The organism is Streptomyces sp. NPDC110618 (genome assembly GCF_055657065.1).
On record NZ_JBVKBN010000021.1, the window covers coordinates 53,655 to 75,812 of the forward strand.

The 22,158-nt window shown below is 71.1% G+C and carries 17 protein-coding genes and 1 pseudogene; 10 read left to right on the forward strand and 8 right to left on the reverse strand.

Annotated elements, in window-relative coordinates; translation table 11 throughout:
- Position 1 precedes the first annotated feature (1 nt).
- Positions 2-3,259, reverse strand: coding sequence for an ATP-binding protein (locus ACZ7L7_RS29615; RefSeq protein ID WP_472077640.1), 3,258 nt, complete (start codon positions 3,257-3,259; stop codon positions 2-4).
- Positions 3,260-3,444: 185 nt separating this feature from the next.
- On the opposite strand from ACZ7L7_RS29615, the pseudogene ACZ7L7_RS29620 reads away from it, so the two are divergent.
- A pseudogene (locus ACZ7L7_RS29620) lies at positions 3,445-3,774 on the forward strand (GNAT family N-acetyltransferase); the annotation flags it as partial.
- 17 nt (positions 3,775-3,791) lie between these two features.
- On the opposite strand, the gene ACZ7L7_RS29625 reads toward ACZ7L7_RS29620, so the two are convergent.
- Complete coding sequence (locus tag ACZ7L7_RS29625; RefSeq protein ID WP_453599725.1) at positions 3,792-4,472, reverse strand: hypothetical protein; 681 nt, start codon at positions 4,470-4,472, stop codon at positions 3,792-3,794.
- A gap of 307 nt (positions 4,473-4,779) precedes the next feature.
- Here ACZ7L7_RS29625 and cseB point away from each other — a divergent pair, with 307 nt between their 5' ends.
- The 5 genes from cseB (at position 4,780) to ACZ7L7_RS29650 (ending at position 12,471) form a co-directional block, all read left to right on the forward strand.
- Positions 4,780-5,499: a two-component system response regulator CseB gene (cseB, locus tag ACZ7L7_RS29630; protein WP_472077641.1), complete on the forward strand. Its 720-nt coding sequence runs from the start codon at positions 4,780-4,782 to the stop codon at positions 5,497-5,499.
- 1 nt (position 5,500) lies between these two features.
- Positions 5,501-6,757: an ATP-binding protein gene (locus ACZ7L7_RS29635; RefSeq protein WP_472077642.1), complete on the forward strand. Its 1,257-nt coding sequence runs from the start codon at positions 5,501-5,503 to the stop codon at positions 6,755-6,757.
- 180 nt (positions 6,758-6,937) lie between these two features.
- Complete coding sequence (locus tag ACZ7L7_RS29640; RefSeq protein ID WP_472077643.1) at positions 6,938-7,939, forward strand: D-alanyl-D-alanine carboxypeptidase family protein; 1,002 nt, start codon at positions 6,938-6,940, stop codon at positions 7,937-7,939.
- Positions 7,940-8,076: 137 nt separating this feature from the next.
- Positions 8,077-8,946: an endonuclease/exonuclease/phosphatase family protein gene (locus ACZ7L7_RS29645; protein WP_285514642.1), complete on the forward strand. Its 870-nt coding sequence runs from the start codon at positions 8,077-8,079 to the stop codon at positions 8,944-8,946.
- Positions 8,947-9,183: 237 nt separating this feature from the next.
- Positions 9,184-12,471: a GH92 family glycosyl hydrolase gene (locus tag ACZ7L7_RS29650; RefSeq protein WP_472077644.1), complete on the forward strand. Its 3,288-nt coding sequence runs from the start codon at positions 9,184-9,186 to the stop codon at positions 12,469-12,471.
- A gap of 65 nt (positions 12,472-12,536) precedes the next feature.
- On the opposite strand, the gene ACZ7L7_RS29655 is transcribed toward ACZ7L7_RS29650, so the two are convergent.
- Entirely contained in the window at positions 12,537-12,992 is a 456-nt protein-coding gene (locus ACZ7L7_RS29655) for an Lrp/AsnC family transcriptional regulator (protein ID WP_285514598.1), read from the reverse strand.
- 123 nt (positions 12,993-13,115) lie between these two features.
- Here ACZ7L7_RS29655 and ACZ7L7_RS29660 point away from each other — a divergent pair, with 123 nt between their 5' ends.
- Positions 13,116-13,676 (forward strand): RBBP9/YdeN family alpha/beta hydrolase, encoded by a 561-nt coding sequence (locus ACZ7L7_RS29660; RefSeq protein WP_453599736.1) that lies wholly within the window; start codon positions 13,116-13,118, stop codon positions 13,674-13,676.
- 54 nt (positions 13,677-13,730) lie between these two features.
- On the opposite strand, the gene ACZ7L7_RS29665 is transcribed toward ACZ7L7_RS29660, so the two are convergent.
- A complete protein-coding gene (locus ACZ7L7_RS29665; protein ID WP_285514596.1) occupies positions 13,731-14,393 on the reverse strand; it encodes a response regulator in 663 nt (220 codons plus the stop codon).
- Positions 14,368-15,540, reverse strand: a complete 1,173-nt coding sequence (locus ACZ7L7_RS29670; protein WP_285514595.1) for a sensor histidine kinase — start codon at positions 15,538-15,540, stop codon at positions 14,368-14,370. The genes ACZ7L7_RS29665 and ACZ7L7_RS29670 overlap by 26 nt, the downstream gene beginning before the upstream one ends.
- A 175-nt stretch (positions 15,541-15,715) precedes the next feature.
- On the opposite strand from ACZ7L7_RS29670, the gene ACZ7L7_RS29675 reads away from it, so the two are divergent.
- Positions 15,716-17,932, forward strand: coding sequence for an MMPL family transporter (locus tag ACZ7L7_RS29675; RefSeq protein ID WP_472077645.1), 2,217 nt, complete (start codon positions 15,716-15,718; stop codon positions 17,930-17,932).
- A gap of 45 nt (positions 17,933-17,977) precedes the next feature.
- Here the strand turns inward: ACZ7L7_RS29675 and ACZ7L7_RS29680 are convergent, their stop codons facing one another.
- Positions 17,978-18,565 (reverse strand): histidine phosphatase family protein, encoded by a 588-nt coding sequence (locus ACZ7L7_RS29680; protein WP_285514593.1) that lies wholly within the window; start codon positions 18,563-18,565, stop codon positions 17,978-17,980.
- Between the two features lie 244 nt (positions 18,566-18,809).
- Here ACZ7L7_RS29680 and ACZ7L7_RS29685 point away from each other — a divergent pair, with 244 nt between their 5' ends.
- Positions 18,810-19,028 carry a CbtB domain-containing protein gene (locus tag ACZ7L7_RS29685; protein ID WP_285514592.1) on the forward strand — a complete coding sequence of 73 codons (219 nt, stop codon included), beginning with the start codon at positions 18,810-18,812 and terminating at the stop codon, positions 19,026-19,028.
- A 15-nt stretch (positions 19,029-19,043) separates the two neighbouring features.
- On the forward strand, positions 19,044-19,790 hold the full coding sequence (locus ACZ7L7_RS29690) for a CbtA family protein (RefSeq protein ID WP_285514591.1): 747 nt from the start codon (positions 19,044-19,046) through the stop codon (positions 19,788-19,790).
- A gap of 415 nt (positions 19,791-20,205) precedes the next feature.
- On the opposite strand, the gene ACZ7L7_RS29695 is transcribed toward ACZ7L7_RS29690, so the two are convergent.
- Entirely contained in the window at positions 20,206-20,727 is a 522-nt protein-coding gene (locus ACZ7L7_RS29695) for an RNA polymerase sigma factor (protein WP_285514590.1), read from the reverse strand.
- A gap of 54 nt (positions 20,728-20,781) precedes the next feature.
- Positions 20,782-22,056, reverse strand: coding sequence for a phthiocerol/phthiodiolone dimycocerosyl transferase family protein (locus tag ACZ7L7_RS29700; protein WP_453599746.1), 1,275 nt, complete (start codon positions 22,054-22,056; stop codon positions 20,782-20,784).
- Between the last annotated feature and the right edge of the window lie 102 nt (positions 22,057-22,158).

A 22,158-nucleotide genomic window follows, 5' to 3' on the forward strand; every position in this document is an offset into this window, starting at 1 on the left:
TTCACAGGTGCCAGTGGATGTCCTCATCCGGGGTGTAGCGGCACATCGTCCCGGTGGCGACGGTGCGGCGCAGGTGGGCAGCGAGGGCGGGATGCTGTTCGTCGAGACGGCGCAGGGTGTCGCGGATGCGGGCGGTGACGTTCTTGCGGGCGCGTTCGCGCGGGTCGCCCAGTCGGCGTGGGCGGCCCGCGAGGCCCGCGTGTCGGCGCAGTTCGTCCAGCAGGGCGGCGCGTTCCCGGTCGTAGGCGGCCGCGCGGGCGTCGTCGCCCCTCTCGACCGCGCGGTCGATCTCTGTCTCCAGTCGTTCCAGGTGCCGGCGGTAGCGTCGGCGGGCCTCCTCGTCCAGGACCTCGTCGGCGCCCACCCCGTGCGCGGCAGCCACTGTTTCGTCCTGAGGGTTCAACAGGCGGACCGCGGAAATGTCCTGGCCGGGCAGGCTCAGCAGCGCGTGCAGGTCGCGCAGACCCTTGGCGTCCGGCAGGTGCACGGTGTGGCCCTCGTATGTCAGGTGCCACACCTGGCCGTCGCAGCGGAACTCGCAGGACGGGAAGGGCGGTTGCCTGTCGGACGCATGCGTGGGGAGGTGCTCGATGCGGGTGAGCAGGTGGGTCATGCCCAGGTGCTGCGCCTGCGACGTCGCCTCCTTCAGCAGCGCCGCAAGGTCATGGCCGCTGCCGGGGCCCCGTTCGACGAGCGCGCGGACCAGTTCGATGCGGGCCCGTAGCGCCCAGGGCGGCGCGTGCAGCCGCTCGGCCGACCGGAGGGCCGCGGTGAGGTGGTGCACCGCGCTGTCCCAGTCCCCGCGGGCGGCGTCGAGGACGCCCAGCCACAGCGTCGCCGGACCGCTGATGTCCCAGCCCAGCAGCGAGACCAGCCACTGGCCCTCGTACGGGGCCAGCGCGGCACGGGCGTCGTCGCACCACGCCGGCTCGCCCGAAGCGGCAGCAGCCTGCGCCTGGCAGCGCAGCCAGAGCGGAGCGAGGATCCGGAACAGTGCCGTGTCCTCGTCGGCCCCCACACCCGGCCGGGGAACGGGACCAGTCGGCCTCTCCCCCGCCTCCAGGCCGGTGAGGGCCTCCAGGACGTGAGCGTACGGGTGCTCTCCGCTTCGCAAAGTCTCCAGTGACCGTCTGGCCTCGGCGAACTCGCCCCGCAGGACGAACAAGGCCCACCGGTGATGGGCCTGGAAGTGCCGGAGGTAGCTGGGGCCGGAAACGCTCAGGGACTCCGACTCGACCAGTAGTCGCTCCGCCTCGGCGAACCGGCCCGCCATGGCGTGGACGACACAGCGGTCGATGACGGAGGTCAGCCGCAGCCGGGCGGAGCCGTCGGCGGCGGCCACAGCCACCATGGCGTGCAAGGCTTCGAGGAAGTGCGGGTCGTCCGCCTCCAGCGCCGCGACCCAGCACATCGACATCGCCACATGCTCCGTCCAGCGGTCGCCGCGTCGCCGGGACACCTGGACGAGCTCGGCGGCCAGGTCGCGTCGGCCGCCCGCGGCCTGCGGACCCCACTCCGCCTGCATGCGCGCCCACAGGCCGACGTGCAGGGCATCGTCGTCGCCCTCGGCACGGGCCTGGGCGACCACTGCCGCCGCCACGCCACGGGCCAAGTCGGACTCGGAGAGCTGGAGTTCGGTGCCGTGACAGTCGCAGGAGCCGACCCGTCCCCCGGCCGCCGTACGCGCTTCGGCTTTCGATGCCGTCGGGGTCGTGGTCGTGCCGGAAGCGGTGAACTGCGTGTGCGCCCAGCCCAGGGCACTCTGCCTCAGCCGGGTCGTGTCGCCGCGGCCGTCGGCGCCGTAGAGGGTGAGTGCGGTGCGTCCCATCAGCAGCGGCCGGGCCAGGCACCTTGCCAGTGTGGCGGCGCCCTCGAACACCCGCCAGGAGCCCTCCTGTTCACCGGTCACCTGGAGTGCGAGCCCGAGATCAAGGCCGACCAGCACGCGTCGGGCGGGGTCCGCTCCGGCAAGGCGGTCCAGAGCACGCCCGTAATGGCCCACCGCCTCCTCGTGCGCCAGCCGGTGCTCCGCGTGCCGCGCCGCCGACAGCATCAACTCCACCGCCTCGTCCCGGTCCAGTTCCTCGAAGGCGAGGTGGGCATGGCGGGCCAGCTCCACGGGGAGTATCACGTCCGCCAAGGCCCCGGCCGTCTCGCGCAGTGCGTTCACCGCGGCGGCGTGGAGGCAGCGGACCCGCTGTGCGTCCAGGTCCCCGTAGAGCGTCTCGCGCACCAGATCGTGCTTGAAGACCACCATCCCCGGGCTCTGCTGCTCGACCAGCTGAGCATTGGCCGCCTGGGCCAGCCAGCCGCGTACCTGCGCCGACGGGCAATCCAGCACCCGGGCCAGGACGTCGGGGCAGAACCGACGCCCCAGCACCGACGCCGCGCCCAGGCAGTCCGCCACAGGACTCTCCAACAGGCGCAGACGCTCCTGGAGCGAGGCGCGCAGGCCGGGTGACACCGCCGTCACCTCATGACCGCCCGCCCACAGGCGGGCGATCTCCTGGACGAAGAACGGGTTTCCCCCGGTACGGCGCAACACCTCGGCGACCAGCCCGTCGTCCGGTGCCCTGCCCGCCGTACGGTGCATCAGCTCGGCGACATCCGCCGCTCCCAGCCCCGACAGCGCGAGCGTCACGGCCCGCGTCATCAGGGAGCGCAGCCGGTCGCGCAGCGGATGGTCGGGCCGCTCGATCTCCACATCCCGGCACGTGGCCAGGACCAGGACCCGCTCCAGCGACAGATGCTGCGCGGCGAAGTCCAGCAACGCCACCGACGCCGCATCCGCCCAGTGCACATCCTCCAGCACCACCAGCACCGGCTGTTGCTGGGCGGCAGCGGTCAGGAGCGTCGTGACCGCGTCGAACAGTTGGAACTGATCCACGCCCCCGGGCCCCAACCCGCCCCCGCCGGTGCCCCCGCACAGGACCTCCGAGGCGACCGCGGCCGCATCAGAGGCCGCCTGCCACGTCTGGGCCGGTACGGATCTGCGCAGGGTCCGGACAACCTGCATCCACGGCCACAGCCCAGGAGTGCCGTCCGCGTCCCAGCACGCCCCGCGCAGCACCGTCAGGCCTCCGCCCCGGCCCCGCGCCTCCTCCACGACACAGCCGGCGAGCGACGACTTGCCGATGCCCGCCTCACCGGTCACCAGCAGCACACCACCGTGACCGCCGACCGCCCGCTCCACATGCCCCCGCACCGCACGCAGGACGTCCTCACGCCCCAACAGCAGCCCGGACAACGGTCCGCTCACGCCCGGCACCCACGCCCCGAACAATCCATGCCCACCACCCCCGCACCGTCTGCGACCCCTCCGGCCACAGCCGTCACATGCGAACGGAAGCGTAGTTGCTGTTCGAAAACTGGATCAAATCCACCAAAGCATGCGTAGGTACGGCCCGGCCCGCACCGCTGACCGCACCCACATGATCAACTGATGGGGACTTCGCGGGCTGTGTCACCTTGCGGACGGCGGACAGCGGGCTGTGGCTGGAACACTTCTGCCTCAGCCCTGACCTCCAGGGCCAGGGCCAGGGCCTCGGATCGGCTGTCCTGCGCACCTTGCCGAAGCGGGCCGACGCCGACGATGTGCCGGTCCGCCTGAACGTCCTGCGGGGCAGCCCCGCCCAACGGCTGTACGAACGGCATGGATTCACCGTCGAGGACCAGGACCCGATCGATGCCTTCATGCTGCGCCGGCCAGGTGCCCGGTTCCTCCCACATGTGAAGAGGATTGCGGACGTTCGCGGGGAGGGCGGTTGGGAGTGAAACCGACGTCGGCCTCCTCAGTCGCCGTCGTTGACCTGGTGGAGGTAGATGATGTGGGACTCGTTGTCCGGCATCGTGTTCACGTCGTCGGACGTGCCGTCGATCCGGAAGTAGAACTGCGGGGACCTGGGGCCGCCGAGTTCGCCGTTGCCCTCCATCTCGGCGAGGTGCTTGACGAACGTGTTGACGTCCGGGGTGTTCGTACCCAGGTCGGTCGCGAGTGTGCCGCCCACGACGACCTTCAGGTGGCTGTCGTCCAGCAGGACGTCCATCGCCGCCCCGGTCGCACTGGTCGGCTTGAAGACAGGGGCCCCGCCGGCGCAGTCGTAGTGGCCCAGGACCATCCCGACCACCGTGTTCGGGGCCTCGCCGCCGAAATTGACGGTCTGGATCGCCCCGTAGGGGCCCTGGCCTCCGTTGTCGCAGACCGAGCCCGTGGGCGGGGTCTGCCGGTCCGCGAACCGGTACGCGCCGTCCTCGCCGCCTGAACCTCCGGCCTGCTCCGCATCCGGACTACCGGCCTTGTCGGAGTCCTCACCGCCCGAACCGGCGTCCGGTGTGCGCGCGGCGCTTGCGGACGGGCTGGTGGTGTCCCGGGTCTTGTCGCTGCCCTCCTGCTCACAGGCCGTGGTCGTCAGAGCGGCCGCTGCGGCCAGTCCAAGGGCGTACAGCTTCATGGTCTTGCGGGTGGCGCGCATCTCCGGATCCCCCGTGGCTGAGCGCACATCATCATGTGCGTGGTCGATGAACCGAGGGAAAGTGTGCGCGTGGAGGCAGGCATTCCGAGCCGACCGCGCCGGCTTGTTACTGATCGGTCATAGTGCCGTGGGCTGGGTACCGGAGCCGATCGCCCGGCGGGCAGCGGGCTCCTTGATACCTGGGTGATACACGGCTGAGCTGCGGCGGATACGCCCTTGCCGGACGCAGCGGACATAATGCGAGCTCGGACTACAGGCCGCCGCGCACGACATCGGCGGTGCACGCGATGAAGGAAGGTCGGGCCCAGTGGCTGACGGGGACACCCCGGCACCCGTGTCGATCCTGCTGGTCGAGGACGACGAGGTGATCCGCAGATCTGTCGGGCTGGCGCTGGAGCGCTACGGCTACCACGTCGCCACGGCGGGGGACGGTCTGACCGGTCTTGAGATGTTCCGGGAGGGCGGTCACGACCTGCTGCTGCTCGATGTGATGCTGCCCGGGCTCGACGGTGTGGGGCTGTGCCGCCGGATCAGGGAGACCAGCATGGACCCGATCCTGATGATGTCCGCGCGCGGCGACGCCCTGGACATCGTGTCGGGCCTGGAGGCGGGCGCCGACGACTATGTGGTCAAGCCCGTCGACACGGCTGTGCTGGTGGCCCGTATCCGCTCGCTGCTGCGGCGGGCCGTCTACGCGCCCACCGCGGCCCCGCAGGCGCGCCCGGAACCCTCGTCGTCCAACGGCTGGCTTCACTTCGGCGACCTCGTCATCGACACCGCCGGCCTGGATGTGTCCGTGGCGGGGCGGCCCGTCGCGCTGGCGCCCACGGAGCTTCGGCTGTTGCTGGAGTTCGCCGCCAACCCCGGCATCGTCCTCGATCGTCAGACCCTGCTGCGCAACGTATGGGACTACGGCTGGGACGGCGACAGCCGCGTGGTCGACCTGTGCGTGCAACGGCTGCGGAAGAAGATCGGTGCCGAGCACATCGAGACGGTCCGCGGCTTCGGCTACAAGTTGCGGCGCTGACATGGACGTCCTGCGCGACCTGGGTAACTGGCGTTCGCTGCGGTGGAAGATCGCGCTGCTCGTCGCCGTGTGCTGTTGTGCCGTCGCCCTGGCCGTTGGGCGGCTGGTACACACCTCCACCTTGGAGCGGTCCATGAACGACGGCGGCGCCAAGGCCATCGAGGCGCTGTCGCAGGCCCTGGACGACTACGAGCGCGACGGCAAGCCGCCGCTCGGGCTCCAGCTGTCCCCCGGCGCCATCCCCGACGAACTGACGCAGCGGCTGCGGGACGGGCGGGGCAGGATCGGCGCGTACGTCACCTGGTACGACGGGGACAGTCCCGGTGACCATCCGTCGATGTGGGCGGCGCGGACCTACCGCGGTGAGCCCGTCGTGATGGAGGTCGACATGACCAGCGACCTGCTCACCCGCCGTGCCCTGGACCGGCACATGTGGAAGTACTCCCTGCTCGCGCTGGCTGTCGTGGTGCCGTTCGCGGCGCTGGCCGCGGAGCTGCCGAACCGGCGACTGCGGCGGGTGGCGCGCACCGCGCGGTCCATCGCGGCCGGGGACCTCACCACCAGGACGGGGACCGGCGCCCGCGGCGGTGACGAGATCGCCGACATCTCCGCCACGGTCGACTCGATGGCCGACAGCCTCCATCAGCGGCTGCTGACCGAGCAGCGCTTCACCGCGGACGTCGCGCACGAACTGCGCACCCCGCTCATGGGCCTGGTCACCGCCAGTGGCCTGCTGCCGGAGGGCGAGGCCACCGAGCTGGTCCAGGACCGGGTGAAGGTGTTGCGGACGCTGGTCGAGGACCTGCTGGAGATCTCCCGGCTGGACGCGGGCGCGGAACGGGCCGAGACGCGGCGCGTGCCGCTGGCCGAGGCGGTCGCCGAGTCGCTGGGCCGTACCGGGTGGGAGACCCCGCTCCGGACGGAGAACCCCGCGGCCGTGGAGACCGACCCGCGGCGCCTGGACCGTATCGTCACCAACCTCGTGGTCAACGCCCACCGGCACGGGCGGCGGCCTGTCGTGGTGACCGTGGCGGGTACGACGGTGACCGTACGGGACCACGGACCCGGCTTCCCCGAGGACCTGCTCGCCGACGGCCCCCAGCGCTTTCGCACCGGGACGCCTGAACGTGGCCGCGGCCACGGCCTGGGGCTGACCATCGCCCTCGGCCAGGCGCGGGTCATCCAAGCCTCGCTGTCCTTCGCGAATGCGCCGGACGGCGGCGCCGTCGCCACCCTGCGTCTGCCGACCACCGGCTGACACCTCCTGGCGCGGCCGCACGGCACGCCCGGCCGGCGCTGTCCGTCCGGCCGCCGTTACCTGACGGATGCACAACCGAGCGGCGGCGAAGACTCGGCCACCACTGTCCGGAGATCAGCCCCGCCCACAGTGACCGGTGTGCGCGAACGCCGCGCACAGCGTTCTGTGGAGGTGCCGCTCATGCCCCCGTCGTCCGTACCGCCTCGGCTGCTTCGGCGCCGTCCTCTGTTCGCCGCGACCGGAACCCTGACCCTGGTCCTGGCTGTCCTCGCCGCTCTCGCCCTGCTGTTCGAGGACGGGGACGCACGCCGGAGTACCCGGGCCCCGGACGCCGGAGAGCCGTGGGGTGCCGGACTTCCCTGGCCGCGTGAAGGGCAGGCCGCCGTACATGTCGACGGCATCGGCGGCCTGGGCTCCCACGGCCCGCAGGCGCCGGTACCGATCGCCAGCGTGACCAAGGTGATGACGGCCTACGTGATCCTGCGCGAACACCCGCTCCGCGCGGGCGAGTCCGGTCCCCGGATCACCGTCGACCAGCAGGCCGCGGACGAGTCCGTCTCCGGTGTGGAGTCCCCCGTCCCCCTGGAACGCGGGCAACGGCTGAGCCAACGGCAGTTGCTGGAACTGACGTTGATCCCGTCGGGGAACAACGCCGCCCGGTTGCTGGCCCGTTGGGACGCGGGATCTGAGGAGGCGTTCGTGGCGAAGATGAACCGGGCGGCCGACGCCCTCGGCATGCGCCGGACCACCTACACCGGGGCCAGCGGTCTGGAGCCCACCACCAAGAGCACCGCTGCCGACCAGCTGAAACTGGCCCGACAGGCGATGCGCGACGAGGTCTTCAGGTCTGTTGTCGCCCAGCCCGACACCTCCGTCCCGGGAGCGCCCCGCACTCTTCCCAACACCAACGCCCTCCTCGGCACGCCCGGCGTGGTCGGGATCAAGACCGGCTCCAGCACTCCTGCGGGCGGCGCGCTGATGTGGGCGGTCCAGGTACCCGACCGACACGGACGGCAGCACCTCGCCCTCGGGGTCGTCCTGCACCAACGCGCCGACACCAGTCCCCAGGAAGGCCTGTCGGCCGTCTTCGACAGCAGCCGCGCGCTCGTCGAGGCGCTCCGGCACCGGATGTCCACGACCGATCCGGTGGAGGCGGCCGACACCGCCTCCCGGACCCGGTGAGCCGGAACATGGCCACAGTCCTCGACTCCCCCACCGCCCCGCAGCGGCCCGATCGACCGCGGCGCCCTCGGCGGTACGCTGGCATCTGGCGCAGGGGGTGGATCATCTCCGTGCTAGCGGTCTCGGTGGCCGTCGTCATGCTGGGCCACTCCGCGCTCCCCGACCGGCCCGGTCACCTCGCGAGTCTCATCCAGACGTTCCTGCCCTGGACCGGCCTCGCCGTGCCGTCGCTGCTTGTGTGCGCGGTGGTCCGGCGTTCCGCCACGGCCGCCGTGGCCCTCCTGGTCCCCGCGATCGCCTGGAGCGCCCTCTTCGGCGGGCGATGGGTCGACAAGCGCGCGGCAGGCGGGGACCTGACGGTGGTGACGCACAACGTCAACGAACACAACCCGCACCCGGCCCGCACCGCCCGTGCCCTGGCCGACTCCGGCGCCGAACTGGTGGCCCTGGAGGAACTGGGAGACAGCACACCGGTCTACGAGCGGGCGCTGGCCTCCGCTCACCCGTACCACGAGGTGCGCGGCACGGTCGGTCTGTGGAGCCGGTATCCGCTCGCCGATGTCCGTACGGTCGACATCGCGCCGTGGCCCCGCGCCCTGCGTGCCACGGTCCGCACCCCCAAGGGGCCGGTAGCGGTCTACGTCGCCCACTTCGCGTCCGTCCGGCTCAGCGCCACCACGGGTTTCGGCACGGATGCGCGTAACGCAGCGGCTCACCGTCTCGCCGCCGCCCTCGACGCCGAACCACTCCCCCGGACACTGCTCCTGGGCGATCTCAATGGCACCACGGACGACGACGCCCTGTCCGTCCTGACCTCGCGCCTGCGCTCGGCCCAGGACACGGCCGGTGCCGGCTTCGGCCTGAGCTGGCCGGCCTCCTTCCCCCTGGCCCGGATCGACCACATCCTCGTACGCGGGATACAACCACGATCGGCCTGGACGCTGCCCGCCACGAGCAGTGACCACCTGCCGGTGGCCGCGTCCCTGAGCCTCGGGACTGAACCGTAACCGACGAGCCGCACTGGCGTGCCCTTGCAAGCGGCAGTTCTCCAACACCGGCTCTCCCCCTTTGTCGGCACCGGCTGCCCGGCTCCCGTCCAAACCGTTGACAACGATGTCAGGCGCATGATCTAGTCCGCTCTCAGCCAGCCAGGTTCAACTGTCCGCGTGCGGTCACGGGTGAGGCTCAGCACCCGTCTCCCGGGCCGCCGCGCCGGGCAGTTGAGGAACAGGAGGCCCGCTTCCATGCACAGAGCCCTGCACCGACTACGCAACCGCGCATCGACCGTGCTCGCCGCAATCGTCGTCGCCGGCGGTGCGATCAGCCCGGCATCGGCCGCCACCCAGGAGGCCCCGGCGGCCGAGGGTCAACTGACGTCCCTGGTCAACCCGTTCATCGGGACGCAGAACTTCGGCAACACCTTCCCCGGTGCGAGTGCCCCCTTCGGCATGGTCCAGGTCAGTCCGGACACGGGTGGTCAGGGCGGCTACGACTACCAGCAGGACAAGATCCACGGGTTCAGCCAGACCCACCTGTCCGGCGTCGGCTGCTCCGTCATGGGCGAGCTGCCGATCATGCCGACGACCGGAGCCGTCGACAGCGTCGACCCGGCCGACTACCGGTCCACGTACTCGCACGACGACGAGGACGCCGAACCCGGCTACTACCGCGTCGGGTTGAAGACGTACGGGATCGACGCCGAGCTGACCGCCACGCCCCGCACGGGGTGGCAGCGCTACACCTTCCCCTCGGCCGGCCGTGCCAACGTCCTGTTCAACACGGGCCAGGCGAACCAGAGGGTGTACGAGTCCGAGGTCCATGTCGTCGGTGACCGTACCGTCGAGGGACGGGTGGAGGCGGGCAACTTCTGTGCGGGCAAGGACCGGCACACCGTCTACTTCACGGCGACCTTCGACCGGCCGTTCGCCTCGCACGGCACCTGGCGCGGGAGCACCCCCTCCCCCGGCGAGCGCGACGCGGCCGGTGAGGGCGGCAATGGTGCCTGGGTGACCTTCGACGCCGCCGAAGACCGCGATGTCGTCGTGAAGGTCGGGCTGTCCTACACGGGTGTGGAGGGTGCCCGGAAGAATCTGAAGGCCGAGACCGGCGACTCCTACGACTTCGACGCCACACGCGCGGCCCTGCACTCCACGTGGGAGCGGCAGTTGGGCGCCGTGAAGGTCGACGGTGGGCCGCTGGAGCGGCGGCGGGCGTTCTACACGGCGCTCTACCACGCCCAGTTGCACCCGAACCTCGCCGGGGACGTGGACGGCCGGTACGCGGGGTTCGACGGCAAGGTTCATCTCGCGTCCGGGTTCACGCCGTATCAGAACCTGTCACTGTGGGACACCCACCGGCCGCAGAACCAGCTGTTGCAGATGCTGGAGCCCCAAGTCGCCCGTGATGTCGCTCTGTCGGTCGTCGCGATCGGGCGGGACGGCGGCTGGCTGCCGCGCTGGTCGCTCGCCAACAGCGAGACCAACATCATGACCGGTGACCCGGTCACGCCCTTCCTGGTCGAGGCGTGGTCCAAGGGGCTGCTCGCGGGGCACGAGAAGGAGGCGTACGCGCTGCTGCGGAAGAACGCGCTGAGCGCGCCGCCGGCCGATTCGCCGTACAACGGCCGTGCGGGAGTGGCCGCTTACGCCGAGCGCGGCTACCTCCCCAGCGGGCTCGACGTGGGCGAGGACTGCGCGGACAAGGGCGGCGACAACGACTGCCGGCACCCCGCTTCGGCGACCCTGGAGTACGCGGCGGCGGACGCCTCGCTGGCCCTGATGGCCAAGGGGCTGGGGCACAGCGCGGACGCCCGGCTGTTCGCGGCGCGTGGGCAGTGGTACCGCAACCTGTGGGACTCCGGCATCAAGCAGTTCCGGCCGCGTACGGTCGAGGGCACCTGGCTCACGCCGTACGACCCGGTCGAGGCGCGTCATCAGTTCCATGAGGGCGGGGCGTACCAGTACCAGTGGCTGGTGCCCCAGGACCCGGCGGGGCTGGTCGATCTGATGGGCGGCAGGCGGCAGACAGAGAAACGGCTGGACGACTTCTTCGCCTACGACAAGCTCCTCGCCGACCCTGCCAGGACCGCGCGGGAGGAGTGGATTTCGGCGCCGTACGACTACTACGGCAAGGCGACGTACAACCCCAACAACGAGCCCGATCTGCACGCCCCGTACATGTACCTGTGGGCCGGGGCGCCCGCCAAGACGGCCACCGTGGTCCGGGCCGCGATGACGCTGTTCACCGACGGGCCCGACGGTATGACGGGCAACGACGACCTGGGCACCATGTCGGCCTGGTACGTCTTTTCCTCCCTGGGCCTGTACCCGACGACGAACGGCGGCGACTTCCTCGCCGTGTCCAGTCCGCAGTTCCCCTCGGCGGTCATCCGTATCGGCGCCTACGGCAAGCGGCAGGGCGGCACGCTGACCGTCAAGGCGCCCGGAGCGAGCGACACGCAACGCTATGTGCGGCGGGCCGAGTTCGGCGGGAAGAGCCTCAAGGCCACGTGGCTGGACTGGGACGCGGTCGCCAAGGGCGGGCGCCTCAACTTCGAGATGACCGACAAGCCGTCGGCGTGGGGCACCGGCAAGGGCGCCGAGCCGCCGTCCGTGAACCGTGCGGCGGCCGATTCCCGCCGCCACCTCGATGCCTCGCTGCGCACCTCGTCCGATGTCCTGCCGGTCGCGGACAGCGCGCAGAGCGTCCGTCTGCGGATGGACGTCCTGGGGCAGGCACCTGGCTCGTTGCGGGTGGACATCACCGCGAAGACTCCCCGTGGCTGGAGCGCCAAGACCCCTGATGGGTTCTCGCTCAGGTCCGGCCGACTTCCTCTGCAGCGGACCGTGGCGGTGGACGTGAACGTCCCGGCCGGCACCGAGCCGGGCTCGTACACCGTACGGATCACCGCGCGGGCCAAGGGCGTGAAGCCCGTGGAACGCGTCGCGACCATCGAGGTCCGCGCGGCGGCCCGGTGCGCGGAGGGTGCGGGTAAGCAGTGTGCCGTCGGCCTCGGCAAGGAGCTCAACCACGACGGCACCGCGACCGTCGCGGCTCCCGACGAAGGCGACTTCGACGGGGCCGGGTGGAGCTTCGACGCCGATCTGCTGCCCGCGGCGGGGCCGGTGAAGTGGGACGGCGTCACCTACGACGCCCCCGACCCGCGGGGCACGGCCCCGAACTTCGTCGAGTCCCGGGGTCAGTCCCTGCTGCTTCCGGCCGGTGAGTACCGGGCGCTTCGTCTGGTCGCCGTGGCCCACCACGGGCCCGTGGCCGCGACCCTGACCGTCCGCTACACCGACGGGACCACCAGCGAGGTTCCGGTGACTGTAGGCGACTGGGCCGGGTCGGCTCCCCAGGGCAGCACGGTGGTGCTGGAGATGCCGCACCGGATCAAGCGGGGGCAGGGTGTGGACGGGCCGCCCGTGCGGCTGTTCGGGGCCTCGGCCGGGCTCGACGCGTCGAAGACGGTGCGGTCGGTCGGGCTGCCGAATGATTCCCGGGTGCAGGTGTACGCCATCACCCTCACGTAGGGTCCGCGGCGCACGGGGCATGGGGCGGTGGCGCGGGGCGGTGGTCCTCGCGGCGCCGCCCCGTGTCACGGCGTTGGTGTGGTGGCGTCGGTCAGCGGCTTCGGGGGGTAGGCGCGCAGCACGAGGGAGGTGGTGACGGGGCCGTAGCGGGCGAGTGCGTCGACCACTTCTTCGAGTTGTTCCGCCTGCGGGCAGTGGACGTCGAAGATGAGGCAGTCCTCCCCGGTGACCCGGAGCGTGGAGGTGATCTCGGGGGTTCGGGAGGCGAAATCCAGGGCGCGTTGGAGCTGGGCGTGTGTGGTGCGCAGGCGGATGACCGCGTGGATGTTCAGGCCGAGGGCGGTGGGGGCGACGACGGCTCGGTAGCCGGTGATGACGCCGTTCTTCTCCAGCCGTTGGATACGTGCGCCGGCCGCGGGCTGCGAGAGTCCGACGCGGCGCCCGATCTCCGCCCCGGTCAGTCGGCCGTCGGTCTGGAGCAGGGCAAGGATCTCTCGGTCTGTCCGGTCGAGTGATTCCATCGTTGTCCGCACCACTTCCTTTGAGATCACTTGCATCGCCGCCGCTGCCCTGATGCATCCAACAGAATCTGGGGCATGTGCTCCCAGGATCGCAGGGGGCGGCGAGTGAAATGGTGGTGGGCTGTGGTCGCGTACGTCATCGTCCCGGGGATCGACGGCTCGGACGAGGAGCACTGGCAGACCTTGTGGGAGCGGGAGTGGGGCGCCTCGGCGGTGAGGATCGCTCCGGTCTCGTGGTCGGCGCCCGATCTGGATGACTGGGTCGGCGCTGTTCAGGGGGCGTACGACGAGGCTTCTCGGCGGGACGGTCGTGTGGTGCTGGTGGCTCACAGTCTGGGGTGCTGGGCCGCGTCCGTCTGGCTGGGCAGGGAGCCGTCCCGCCAGGTGGGCGGCGCGTTCCTGGTCGCGCCGCCCGATCCGCGCGGGCCGGCCTTCCCACGTCAGGCGGCCTCTACGTTCATGGAGGTGACGGCACGACCGTTGCCCTGCCCGGCTCTGGTGGTGGGCAGCGCCGACGACCCGTATTGCAGTTCAGGGGCGGCCGAAGGCTTCGCGGCACGGTGGGAGGCGCGATGGCAGTTGGTGGGCTCGTACGGGCATATCAACTCCGCGAGTGGACTGGGCTCGTGGCGCCAGGGCCGGGAACTCCTGGACTCGCTGACGCCTCGGGAGCCGTCGCGCTGAGGGTGGCCCGGCACCCGGCACCCGGCACCCGGCACCCGGCACCCGGCACCCGGCTCAGGTTCCGGGGAGGATACGGCGTGTCTCGTAGGCCCACATCGCGATCTCGACCCGGTTGCGGGCGCCGAGTTTGGCCATCAGGCTCGCCAGATGGGTCTTCACCGTGCTGAGGCTGATGTGCAGTGCGTCGGCGATCTCGGTGTTGGTCAGCCCGCGGGCGACGGCGAGGAGCACCTGCTCCTCGCGGGCGGTGACGGGAGAGACCGGCTGGGCCACGGGCCGGCCGGCGGGCAGGTCCGCGAAGGCCTGGAGCAGACGGACGGTGACGCTGGGCGCGATGAGCGCCTCCCCGTCGGACGCCGACCGTACGGCCTGCGCCAGGAGGTCCGGTCCCGTGTCCTTGAGGAGAAAACCGCGGGCACCGGCCCGCAGTGCGCCGTAGACGTACTCGTCGAGGTCGAACGTGGTGATGACGACCACGGCGAGTGGGTCGGCGACGCCGGGGCCTGCGACCAGCCGAGTGGCTTCGAGCCCGTCGAGTTCGGGCATGCGGATGTCGAACAGGCAGACGTCGGGGCGTAGTTCGCGGGCCAGGCGTACCGCTTCCCGTCCGTCGGCGGCCTCGCCGACCACCTCGATGCCGGGCTGGGCGTTCAGCATGATCCGCAACCCGGTGCGGATGATCGTCTGGTCGTCAGCGACGAGGACGCGAATGGACACCGCTCTCGCTCCTCGCTGTCGGCAGTTCGGCTTCGACATGCCACCCCCGGTCGGTACCCGGGCCCGCTCGTAGTGTGCCGCCGAGCAGGGTCGCGCGCTCGCGCAGTCCGGTGAGTCCGTATCCGTCGCGCCCCCGGCCGGTGCGCCGGCCGTTGTCGCGCACGCTCACCCGTACTGTGTGCCGCTCCGCGACGACCCGGACGACGAGCTCGGTCGCGTCGACCGCGTGGCGCATCGCGTTGGTCACCGACTCCTGCACGATCCGGTAGACGGCCGCGTCCACAGCCGGGGGCAGCGCGTCCAGTTCGCCTTCGAGCCCCAGGTCGACCCTGAGGCGGCCACCCGGGGTGCGTACCAGGCGCTCCAGATCCGCGACTCCGGCAGGGGGCGCCAGCTCGGCGCCGACTCCGCGGTCGCGCAGTGTGGCGACCATGGCGCGCATTTCCTCCAGGGTGCGCGCCCCTTCCTCCTCGACCTCCTCCAGCGCCTCGACGGCGGCGGACGGGTCGGTGCCGGCGAGCACCCGGCCCGCCTGGGCGCGGATCACCATGGCCGACACGTGGTGGGCCACCGTGTCGTGCAGTTCCCGGGCGAGCTGCTCGCGCTCACGGGAGCGCACCTGGCCCAACAGCCGCTCGCGAGCGGTCACCCGGAACCGTACGGCGGCTCCGACCACGCCGGGCAGCAGCAGGAAGACCAACCCCCCGATCTCTTCGACGACCGGATCCTCGTACGTGAGGGTCGCCAGGGTGCAGGCCGCGAGGATCACCGCGCCGCCGAGCACGATCTCCCGTCCCGACCCCCAGCGGGCCAGCGCGTACACCAGCACGAGCACGACCACGTTGGTGTCCAGGCCGACGGGCTCGTCCGGTGCGGCGACGAGCGAGGCCAGCTGGAGCAGGATCACCGAGCCGAACGCCAGCTTGACCATGGCCAGTGGGCGGGTCCGGCGCCACAGGAGCAGCAGGCAGAGCCATACGGCGAACACCACCGCCACCGGCCGCCACACCACGTTGTCGCGCAGGGTGGCCTCCAGTGCCACACCCGCAAGGCTCACGGCGAGCAGCGCCCAGTCCCGCCACACCCGGGCCGGCGGGTCGGGCGGCCGGGGTTCGGTCCACAGGGTTCGCAGGTCGTCTCGCAGCACGGTTCTCAGCCTAGGCATCGCGCGGTGCCGCGCATCGGCCGAAAGGACGGGGCGTCACTCCGCCCCGGGGCCGACGGAACCGCGGCCCGCGGGCCGATGCCCCGGAGCGCCGTGGCGACGAGCCTCGGCATCGGCGGCCGTACAAGGACGGCCGACGAGGTGGTTGGAGGACCCGATGCTCTCGAAAGCCCTGTTGCGCCTGGGCGCAAGCGCAGCCCGCCATCCCTGGCGGGTGATCGCGGCATGGCTGGTCGCCGCCGCGCTCGTCGTCCTCGCCGCGATCGCCTTCGGCGGGCGGACCACGGACTCGATGACCGCTCCGGGACTGGACTCCCAACGGGCCGCGGAACTGATCGAGCGGGCCGGAACCGGCCAGGAGGGGATGACCGCCCAGGTGGTCGTCATCCCCCTCGACGGAGGTGCGTCGTTCTTCGACGAGGGCAGGGCGCGCACCGCTCTCACACGTCTGCAGACCGAGGTGGAGCGGCTGCCGCATGTGCTCGGCACGAGCGACCCGGCCGGGGCGCTCGACGCGGGCGGGGACACCGCCGTGCGCGGCGGCCTCGTCTCGGCCGACGGGCGGATCGCGGTCGTGCGGGTGCAGTACCCCGACCAGAGCCGGCTGTCGGCCGAGGACCTCGACGCCCTCGTCGCTCTCGGTGACCGGCTGCGCGCCGAACTGCCCCTGCGCATCGAAATGGGCGGGGATCTGTTCTACGCCTTCTCCGACCCCAGCGGCGGCGTGAGCGAGTTGATCGGCCTGCTCGCGGCGGCCGCGATCCTGTTCCTGGCGTTCGGTTCACTCGTCGCCGCCGCGCTGCCGATCGGCATGGCGGTCTTCGGACTGACCGTCGGGGTCGCCACGATGACGGTACTGGCGGGCGTCACGGACGTGCCCACTTTCGCACCGGTCCTGGGCAGCATGGTGGGGCTCGGCGTGGGCATCGACTACGCGCTGTTCGTGCTCGCCCGGCACCGGGAGTACCTCGCGCGCGGGCTCGATCCGCAGGAGGCGGCCGGACGGGCGGTGGCCACGGCGGGGCGGCCGGTGGTCTTCGCCGGCGGCACCGTCGTCGTATCGATCCTGGGTCTGGCGGTCGCGAACGTGCCGTTCATGACGGTGGGCGGGCTGGCCGTATCGATCGTGGTTCTGATCATGGTGGTCGCGTCGGTGACGTTGCTGCCGGCGTTCCTTGGCGCGGGTGGGCTGCGGCTGGGGCGGGTCGGGCGACGGCGGGACACGGCAGCGGATGTTGCCCCCGCCGGCGGTTGGCGTCGCTGGATCGGGCACGTCAACCGGCACCCGGTGCCGTACGCGGTCGGCGCGGCGGCACTGCTGCTGACCGCTGCGCTGCCCGTGCTCGGCCTGCGCGTCGGCCTGCCCGACGACGGCTCACAGCCCCAGAGCCGTACCGAGCGCCGCGCGTACGACCTCGTCGCCGAGGGGTTCGGACCGGGCACCAACGGTCCCCTGGTCATCGCCGCTGACCCCGCCGGTGATCCGGGAGTGCTGGACCGGCTCGTCGGGGCGGTCGAGGCGGACCCGGGCATCGCGTCCGTCGCGCCGACGCACGTCGATCGGGCCACCGGTATCGCGACAGTAGTGGTGTTCCCGACCACCAGCCCTCAGGACAAGGCCACGACCGACACCATCGCCCGGCTGCGCTCCGACGTACTGCCCAAGGCGGTCGGGGACGGCCAGGCCAGGGCCCACGTCGGCGGTGCCGCCGCGAGCCTGTCCGATGTGGGCCAACGCACCAGCGAACGCCTGCCGTTGTTCGTCACCGCCGTGCTGGCGATGTCGTTCCTGCTGCTGATGCTGGTCTTCCGTTCGGTCGTCGTAGCGCTCAAGGCGGTGCTGCTGAACCTGCTGAGCATCGGCGCGGCCTACGGCGTCATGGTCGCGGTCTTCCAGTGGGGCTGGGGAGGCGCGCTCATCGGTCTGGAAGCGACGGTGCCGATCGTGTCGTTCATCCCGATGTTCCTCTTCGCCATCCTGTTCGGCCTGTCGATGGACTACGAGGTGTTCCTCCTCTCCCGCGTACGCGAGGAGTACCTGCGCACCGGCGACAACGGCGCGGCGATTGTCGAGGGCATCTCGCGCACGGCCCGGATCATCACCTCGGCCGCTCTGATCATGGTGGCGGTCTTCCTGTCCTTCGCCGTCGCCGACGATCCCTCCACCAAGATGTTCGGGCTCGGTCTGGCCACGGCGATCTTCATCGACGCCACGGTCGTACGCATGGTGCTGGTACCGGCGACGATGACGCTGCTCGGGCGGGCGAACTGGTGGCTGCCGGGGTGGTTGGAGCGGATGCTGCCGGGCGGGCCGGTCGGCACCGAGGTGGAACCCGCGGGTGAGGCGCCGCGCCAGCAGTTGGTCGACCGTTGACCCGATTCCCTCCTTGGCAGATTGAACACGACTCGATACACGCCCCTAGCTGCGCGCCCGACCGCCCCCGGCGGCAGCGATCCGCAGGTTCCATCGGCCGGATCTGCTCGTGAGCTGGAAGAAGGACAGCGGCGGGATGTCGATGCGCCAGAACGACTGGGCAGGGGCACCGATCGCGTGGAGCAGTGCCGCACGTGCCACGTCCTGTTCGACGACGGCCAGGGCCCGGCCCGTGTCGTCGGGCAGGCTGTCCAGCCAGGCGGCGATCCGGCGGCACAGTTGAGCCACCGACTCGCCGCCGTGCGGGGCGGCTTCGGGGTCCGACATCCAACTGGCCAGCCCGGCGGCGTCGTTGGCAGCGACTTCGTCCGGGGTCAGGCCGTGCCAGTTGCCCATGTCCATACCTTTCAGGGCCGGTTCGACGGTGACGGCTCCCTCCCGGCCGACAATCTGCGCGGTCTGGCGGCACCGTTGGGAAGGCGCCGCGAGTACGGCGTCGGCGGCTGCGGGCAGCGATCCGGCGACTCTTCGTGCCTGCTCCAGCGCTTTCTCGTCCAGCGGCGTGTCTCCGCCGAACCTTGCGTCGCGCGCCGTGGGGAGCGCGGCACAGAGCAGTGTGAGCCGGATCGTCATGGTGGGCCTTTCCGCGGGGTCGGTTCGTCGTAGGTGGCGTACGCCATGTTGGCCGAAGTCCTTCTTGCCTCTACCATCTGGGGCGACAAGGACGACAGCGCCACGGAAGTCCGGTGAAAGCCCGGCACGGTCGCGCCACTGTGTGCCACACCCGCCCGCCAGGCGGGGATGGTGAGTCAGACCCAACGCTGTCGTCGAGTGCTCCACACGATGCGGGACGCGTAGTTCCCGAGGAGGTCTCGCCATGGCGCAGTCCACTGCCGCCCCCACCCCCACCACCCAGACCCTCACGCCGCTGCCGCTGCGGGCGATCGCCCCCTGGGCCGTCTTCTTCGGCGTCCTGATGCTGGTCCTGCTCTACTTCGTCGGCGCCGAGCAGGGCGCGACCGCCCTGGTCTCCGGTGAGGGCGTGCACGAGTGGGTGCACGACGCCCGGCACCTCCTCGGCTTCCCCTGCCACTGACGGAGCCTCCCCAAAATGAACTCCGTCACCGTACGCACCCTTCTGGTGCGCGGCATGCTCGCCGGCCTCGGCGCCGGCGTGCTCGCCTTCGTCTTCGCCTACCTGGTCGGAGAAGGTCCCGTCGACGCGGCCATCGCGTTCGAGGAGTCCAACTCCCATGAACACGGCGGCGAGGAACTCGTCAGCCGTACCGTGCAGTCGACCGCCGGTCTCGCCACGGGCATGCTCGTCTTCGGCGTGGCCGTCGGCGGCATCGCGGCACTGGCGTTCTGCTTCGCGCTGGGCCGTGTAGGTCGCATCGGGGCACGGGCCACGGGTGCGCTCACCGCGCTCGCCGGGTTCCTGCTCCTGTACCTGATCCCGACCCTCAAGTACCCGGCGAACCCGCCCGCCGTCGGCAACCCCGACACCATCGGGGAACGCACCATCCTGTTCGTCGGCATGATCGTCCTCAGTGTGCTGCTGGGCATCGCCGCGGTTCTGCTGGGGCGCAGGCTCGCCCCTGCCTGGGGCAACTGGAACGCCTCCATCGCCGCCGGGGGCGCCTTCGTGGCGGTCATGGCGGTGACGATGGCTGTCCTGCCGAGCGGCGACAACACGCCCAAGGGCTTCCCGGCCAACGACCTTTGGGAGTTCCGGATCGCCTCGATCGGCACGCAGGCTGTGCTGTGGGCTGCTTTCGGGCTGCTGTTCGGCTATTTGGCCGAGCGGGTGCTGGAGCCCAGGGCGGTGCGGGGGAAGGTGTCCGCGCTGGCGGCCTGAGCGGGCAGACATACGGCGGGGCTACCGGGGGCGCGCCCGGGAGCCCCGCCGCTGCTGTGCTCGCCGGCCCGGCCAGGGCGGCGCTATACCTTCCCCAGCTCGCGGTCATGGCGCGCTCGGAGCGCTGCCGCAAGTCCGGAGCTGGGTTCGACGAATTCGTGGTGGTCAAGTCCGCCCGGAACGCGCCCGATCCCATCGAAATCCAGAATGCTCCACAGCCAGTCGTTGTGCGGGACCAGAGCGAGCACGTCAGAGAGACCCACCAGTCCGCCCTGCCCATCGTGCATGCGGAACGTCACGGATGCACTCACCGGTGATCTCACCCTTCCAACGGTTCGGGGTCATCACGCGCTCGTTTGCGGCCGGTTGGCTTTCCGCTGTCAGGACGCCAATAGAAGCGTTCCCTGTGCGGAGCTCACGCCGCCGATGGCTGCCAGGCCTCCTGGAAGCGGCGGCGGGCTCGGAAGAGGCGGGAGCGTACTGTGCCTACGGGGAGGGCGAGGACCTCGGCCATTTCTTCCTCGTTCAGGCCGTAGGCGCGGAGGGTGAGGACTTGGCGGTGGGGTTGGGAGAGGCGGTCGAGGACGTCGGAGATGTGTACCGCGTCCAGGGGGTTCGTGTGCTGGTGTGACTCGATCTGGCCGCAGGTGTGTTCCTCGCCGCAGCGCTTCTTGGCGGTGCGTACGGCCTCGCGGACCGTCACCGCGCGTACCCAGCCGTAGAAGGCGACCGGCTCGCGGAGTTGGCCCAAGCCGCGGTAGATGGCCAGCAGTGCTTCCTGCGTGGCGTCGGCCGTGTCGTGGCGGGTGATGGAGCGGCAGATTCGGGTGACATACGGCGTGATGTGGTTCAGCAGGTGGTTCATCGCATGTTCGTCGCCCGACTGGGCGCGGGGTAACAGCGTCTGGGGGGAGAGGAGTTCGCTTGCATGGGACATGGCGCGGGAGGACTCCTTACGGCAACCGGGGTGGTGCGGGAGTGCGGGTGGCGTTCAGTCCGCGGAGGCGAGGGCGAGGAGGCCGGCGAGGGCCTCGTCGCGGAAGGCCCGCATGAAGGACGGGCTGAAGCAGGCCGTGTGGTGCGGGAATTCGATGGACAGGCGGCCTTCGAAGGAGACCACGCACGCCATGACGGGGCTGCGGCCGGCCTGCGGGAAGTAGTGCTCGCGGGCGGGCACCAGACGGACGTCGACCGCCCGCAGGACCTCGGGCAGGCGAGGGCCCGGGACGACGCCCATGTTGGTGACGATCACCGTGGCCAGCTGGAGGGCGGGGTTGCGGGGGATCTCCGGCGTGATGCGCATCTCGTGGAAGTGAGCGCCGGAGGACAGCGCGTCGCTCAGGGTTGTGTGGACCTTGCGTGCCAGGTCCAAGGGGGCGGAATCTGTGCCTACTTCCAGCGTCTGCAGGTGTGTCGTCACCGCGGGGACCATCACCGACGGCGGCAGTGGTGGTGTCAGCCGGGAGCGCAGGTCCACGGGGGACATGCAGCCCAGGGTGCGGGGGGAATCGCCCTCCAGGCGGGCTCGGGCCGTCTTCAGGAGGATTGCCGCTATCAGCGCGTGCACGGAGACGCCGGCCTGTCGGGCGGTCGTGCGCAGGGCTGTCGTCTGCTCCGTGTCCAGGGTCAGGCGGCGCACTTCGATGCGACCCTCCCCCGGGCCGGCGGGCGGTGTCACGTCGTAGGGCATCAGCTCGACCGGGTGCTGTTTCGTGTCCGTGATGCGCTGGTCGAGGTAGGCGGCGGTGTCCGCCTCGTCGGCCGGGGGGAGCAGGGTGCTTACGGGCGCCGGCCAGGCCGGTGCGTCTGGTTGAGCGGATGGTGACTCGTCGTCGGCTACCAGGGAACGGTAGTGGTCCCACAGCGTGTTGAGCAGGGTGATTCCGCTGTGGCCGTCGGTCACCGTGTGGTCCACCACCAGGACGAACAGGTGGTCCGTGCCGTTCGGTGCGCTGACCAGGACGGCGCGCGACAGGGGGCCGCCCACCGTGAGGGGTCTGTTCAGTTCCGTCGCGTACGCCTCGGTCAGCTCCCCGGTGCGGGTCTCCAGGCGGGGGCGGTCGGCCTCGTCGAGTAGGGCCAGGGCGTGGCCCGCGTCGTCCGCCACGATGTGGGAGCGCAGGGTCGGGTTCGCCTGTGTCACGGCGTCGTACGCGGCGGTCAGCGCTTCGGTGTCGACGCGTCCGTTCAGGGTGCAGGACAGTACGGCTCTGCTTCGCTGACCGACGTAGAGCTTCTCGACCGGACACAGCGCACGGTGGTGCATGGGGGGCGGCCTCTTCTCGATCGTCCAACGGGTGGCCCGCGGGCGGCACGGCCTGTCGCCGGCATGGGGCCGCGGGTGTCGGGAGTCGTTTCGACACTGCCC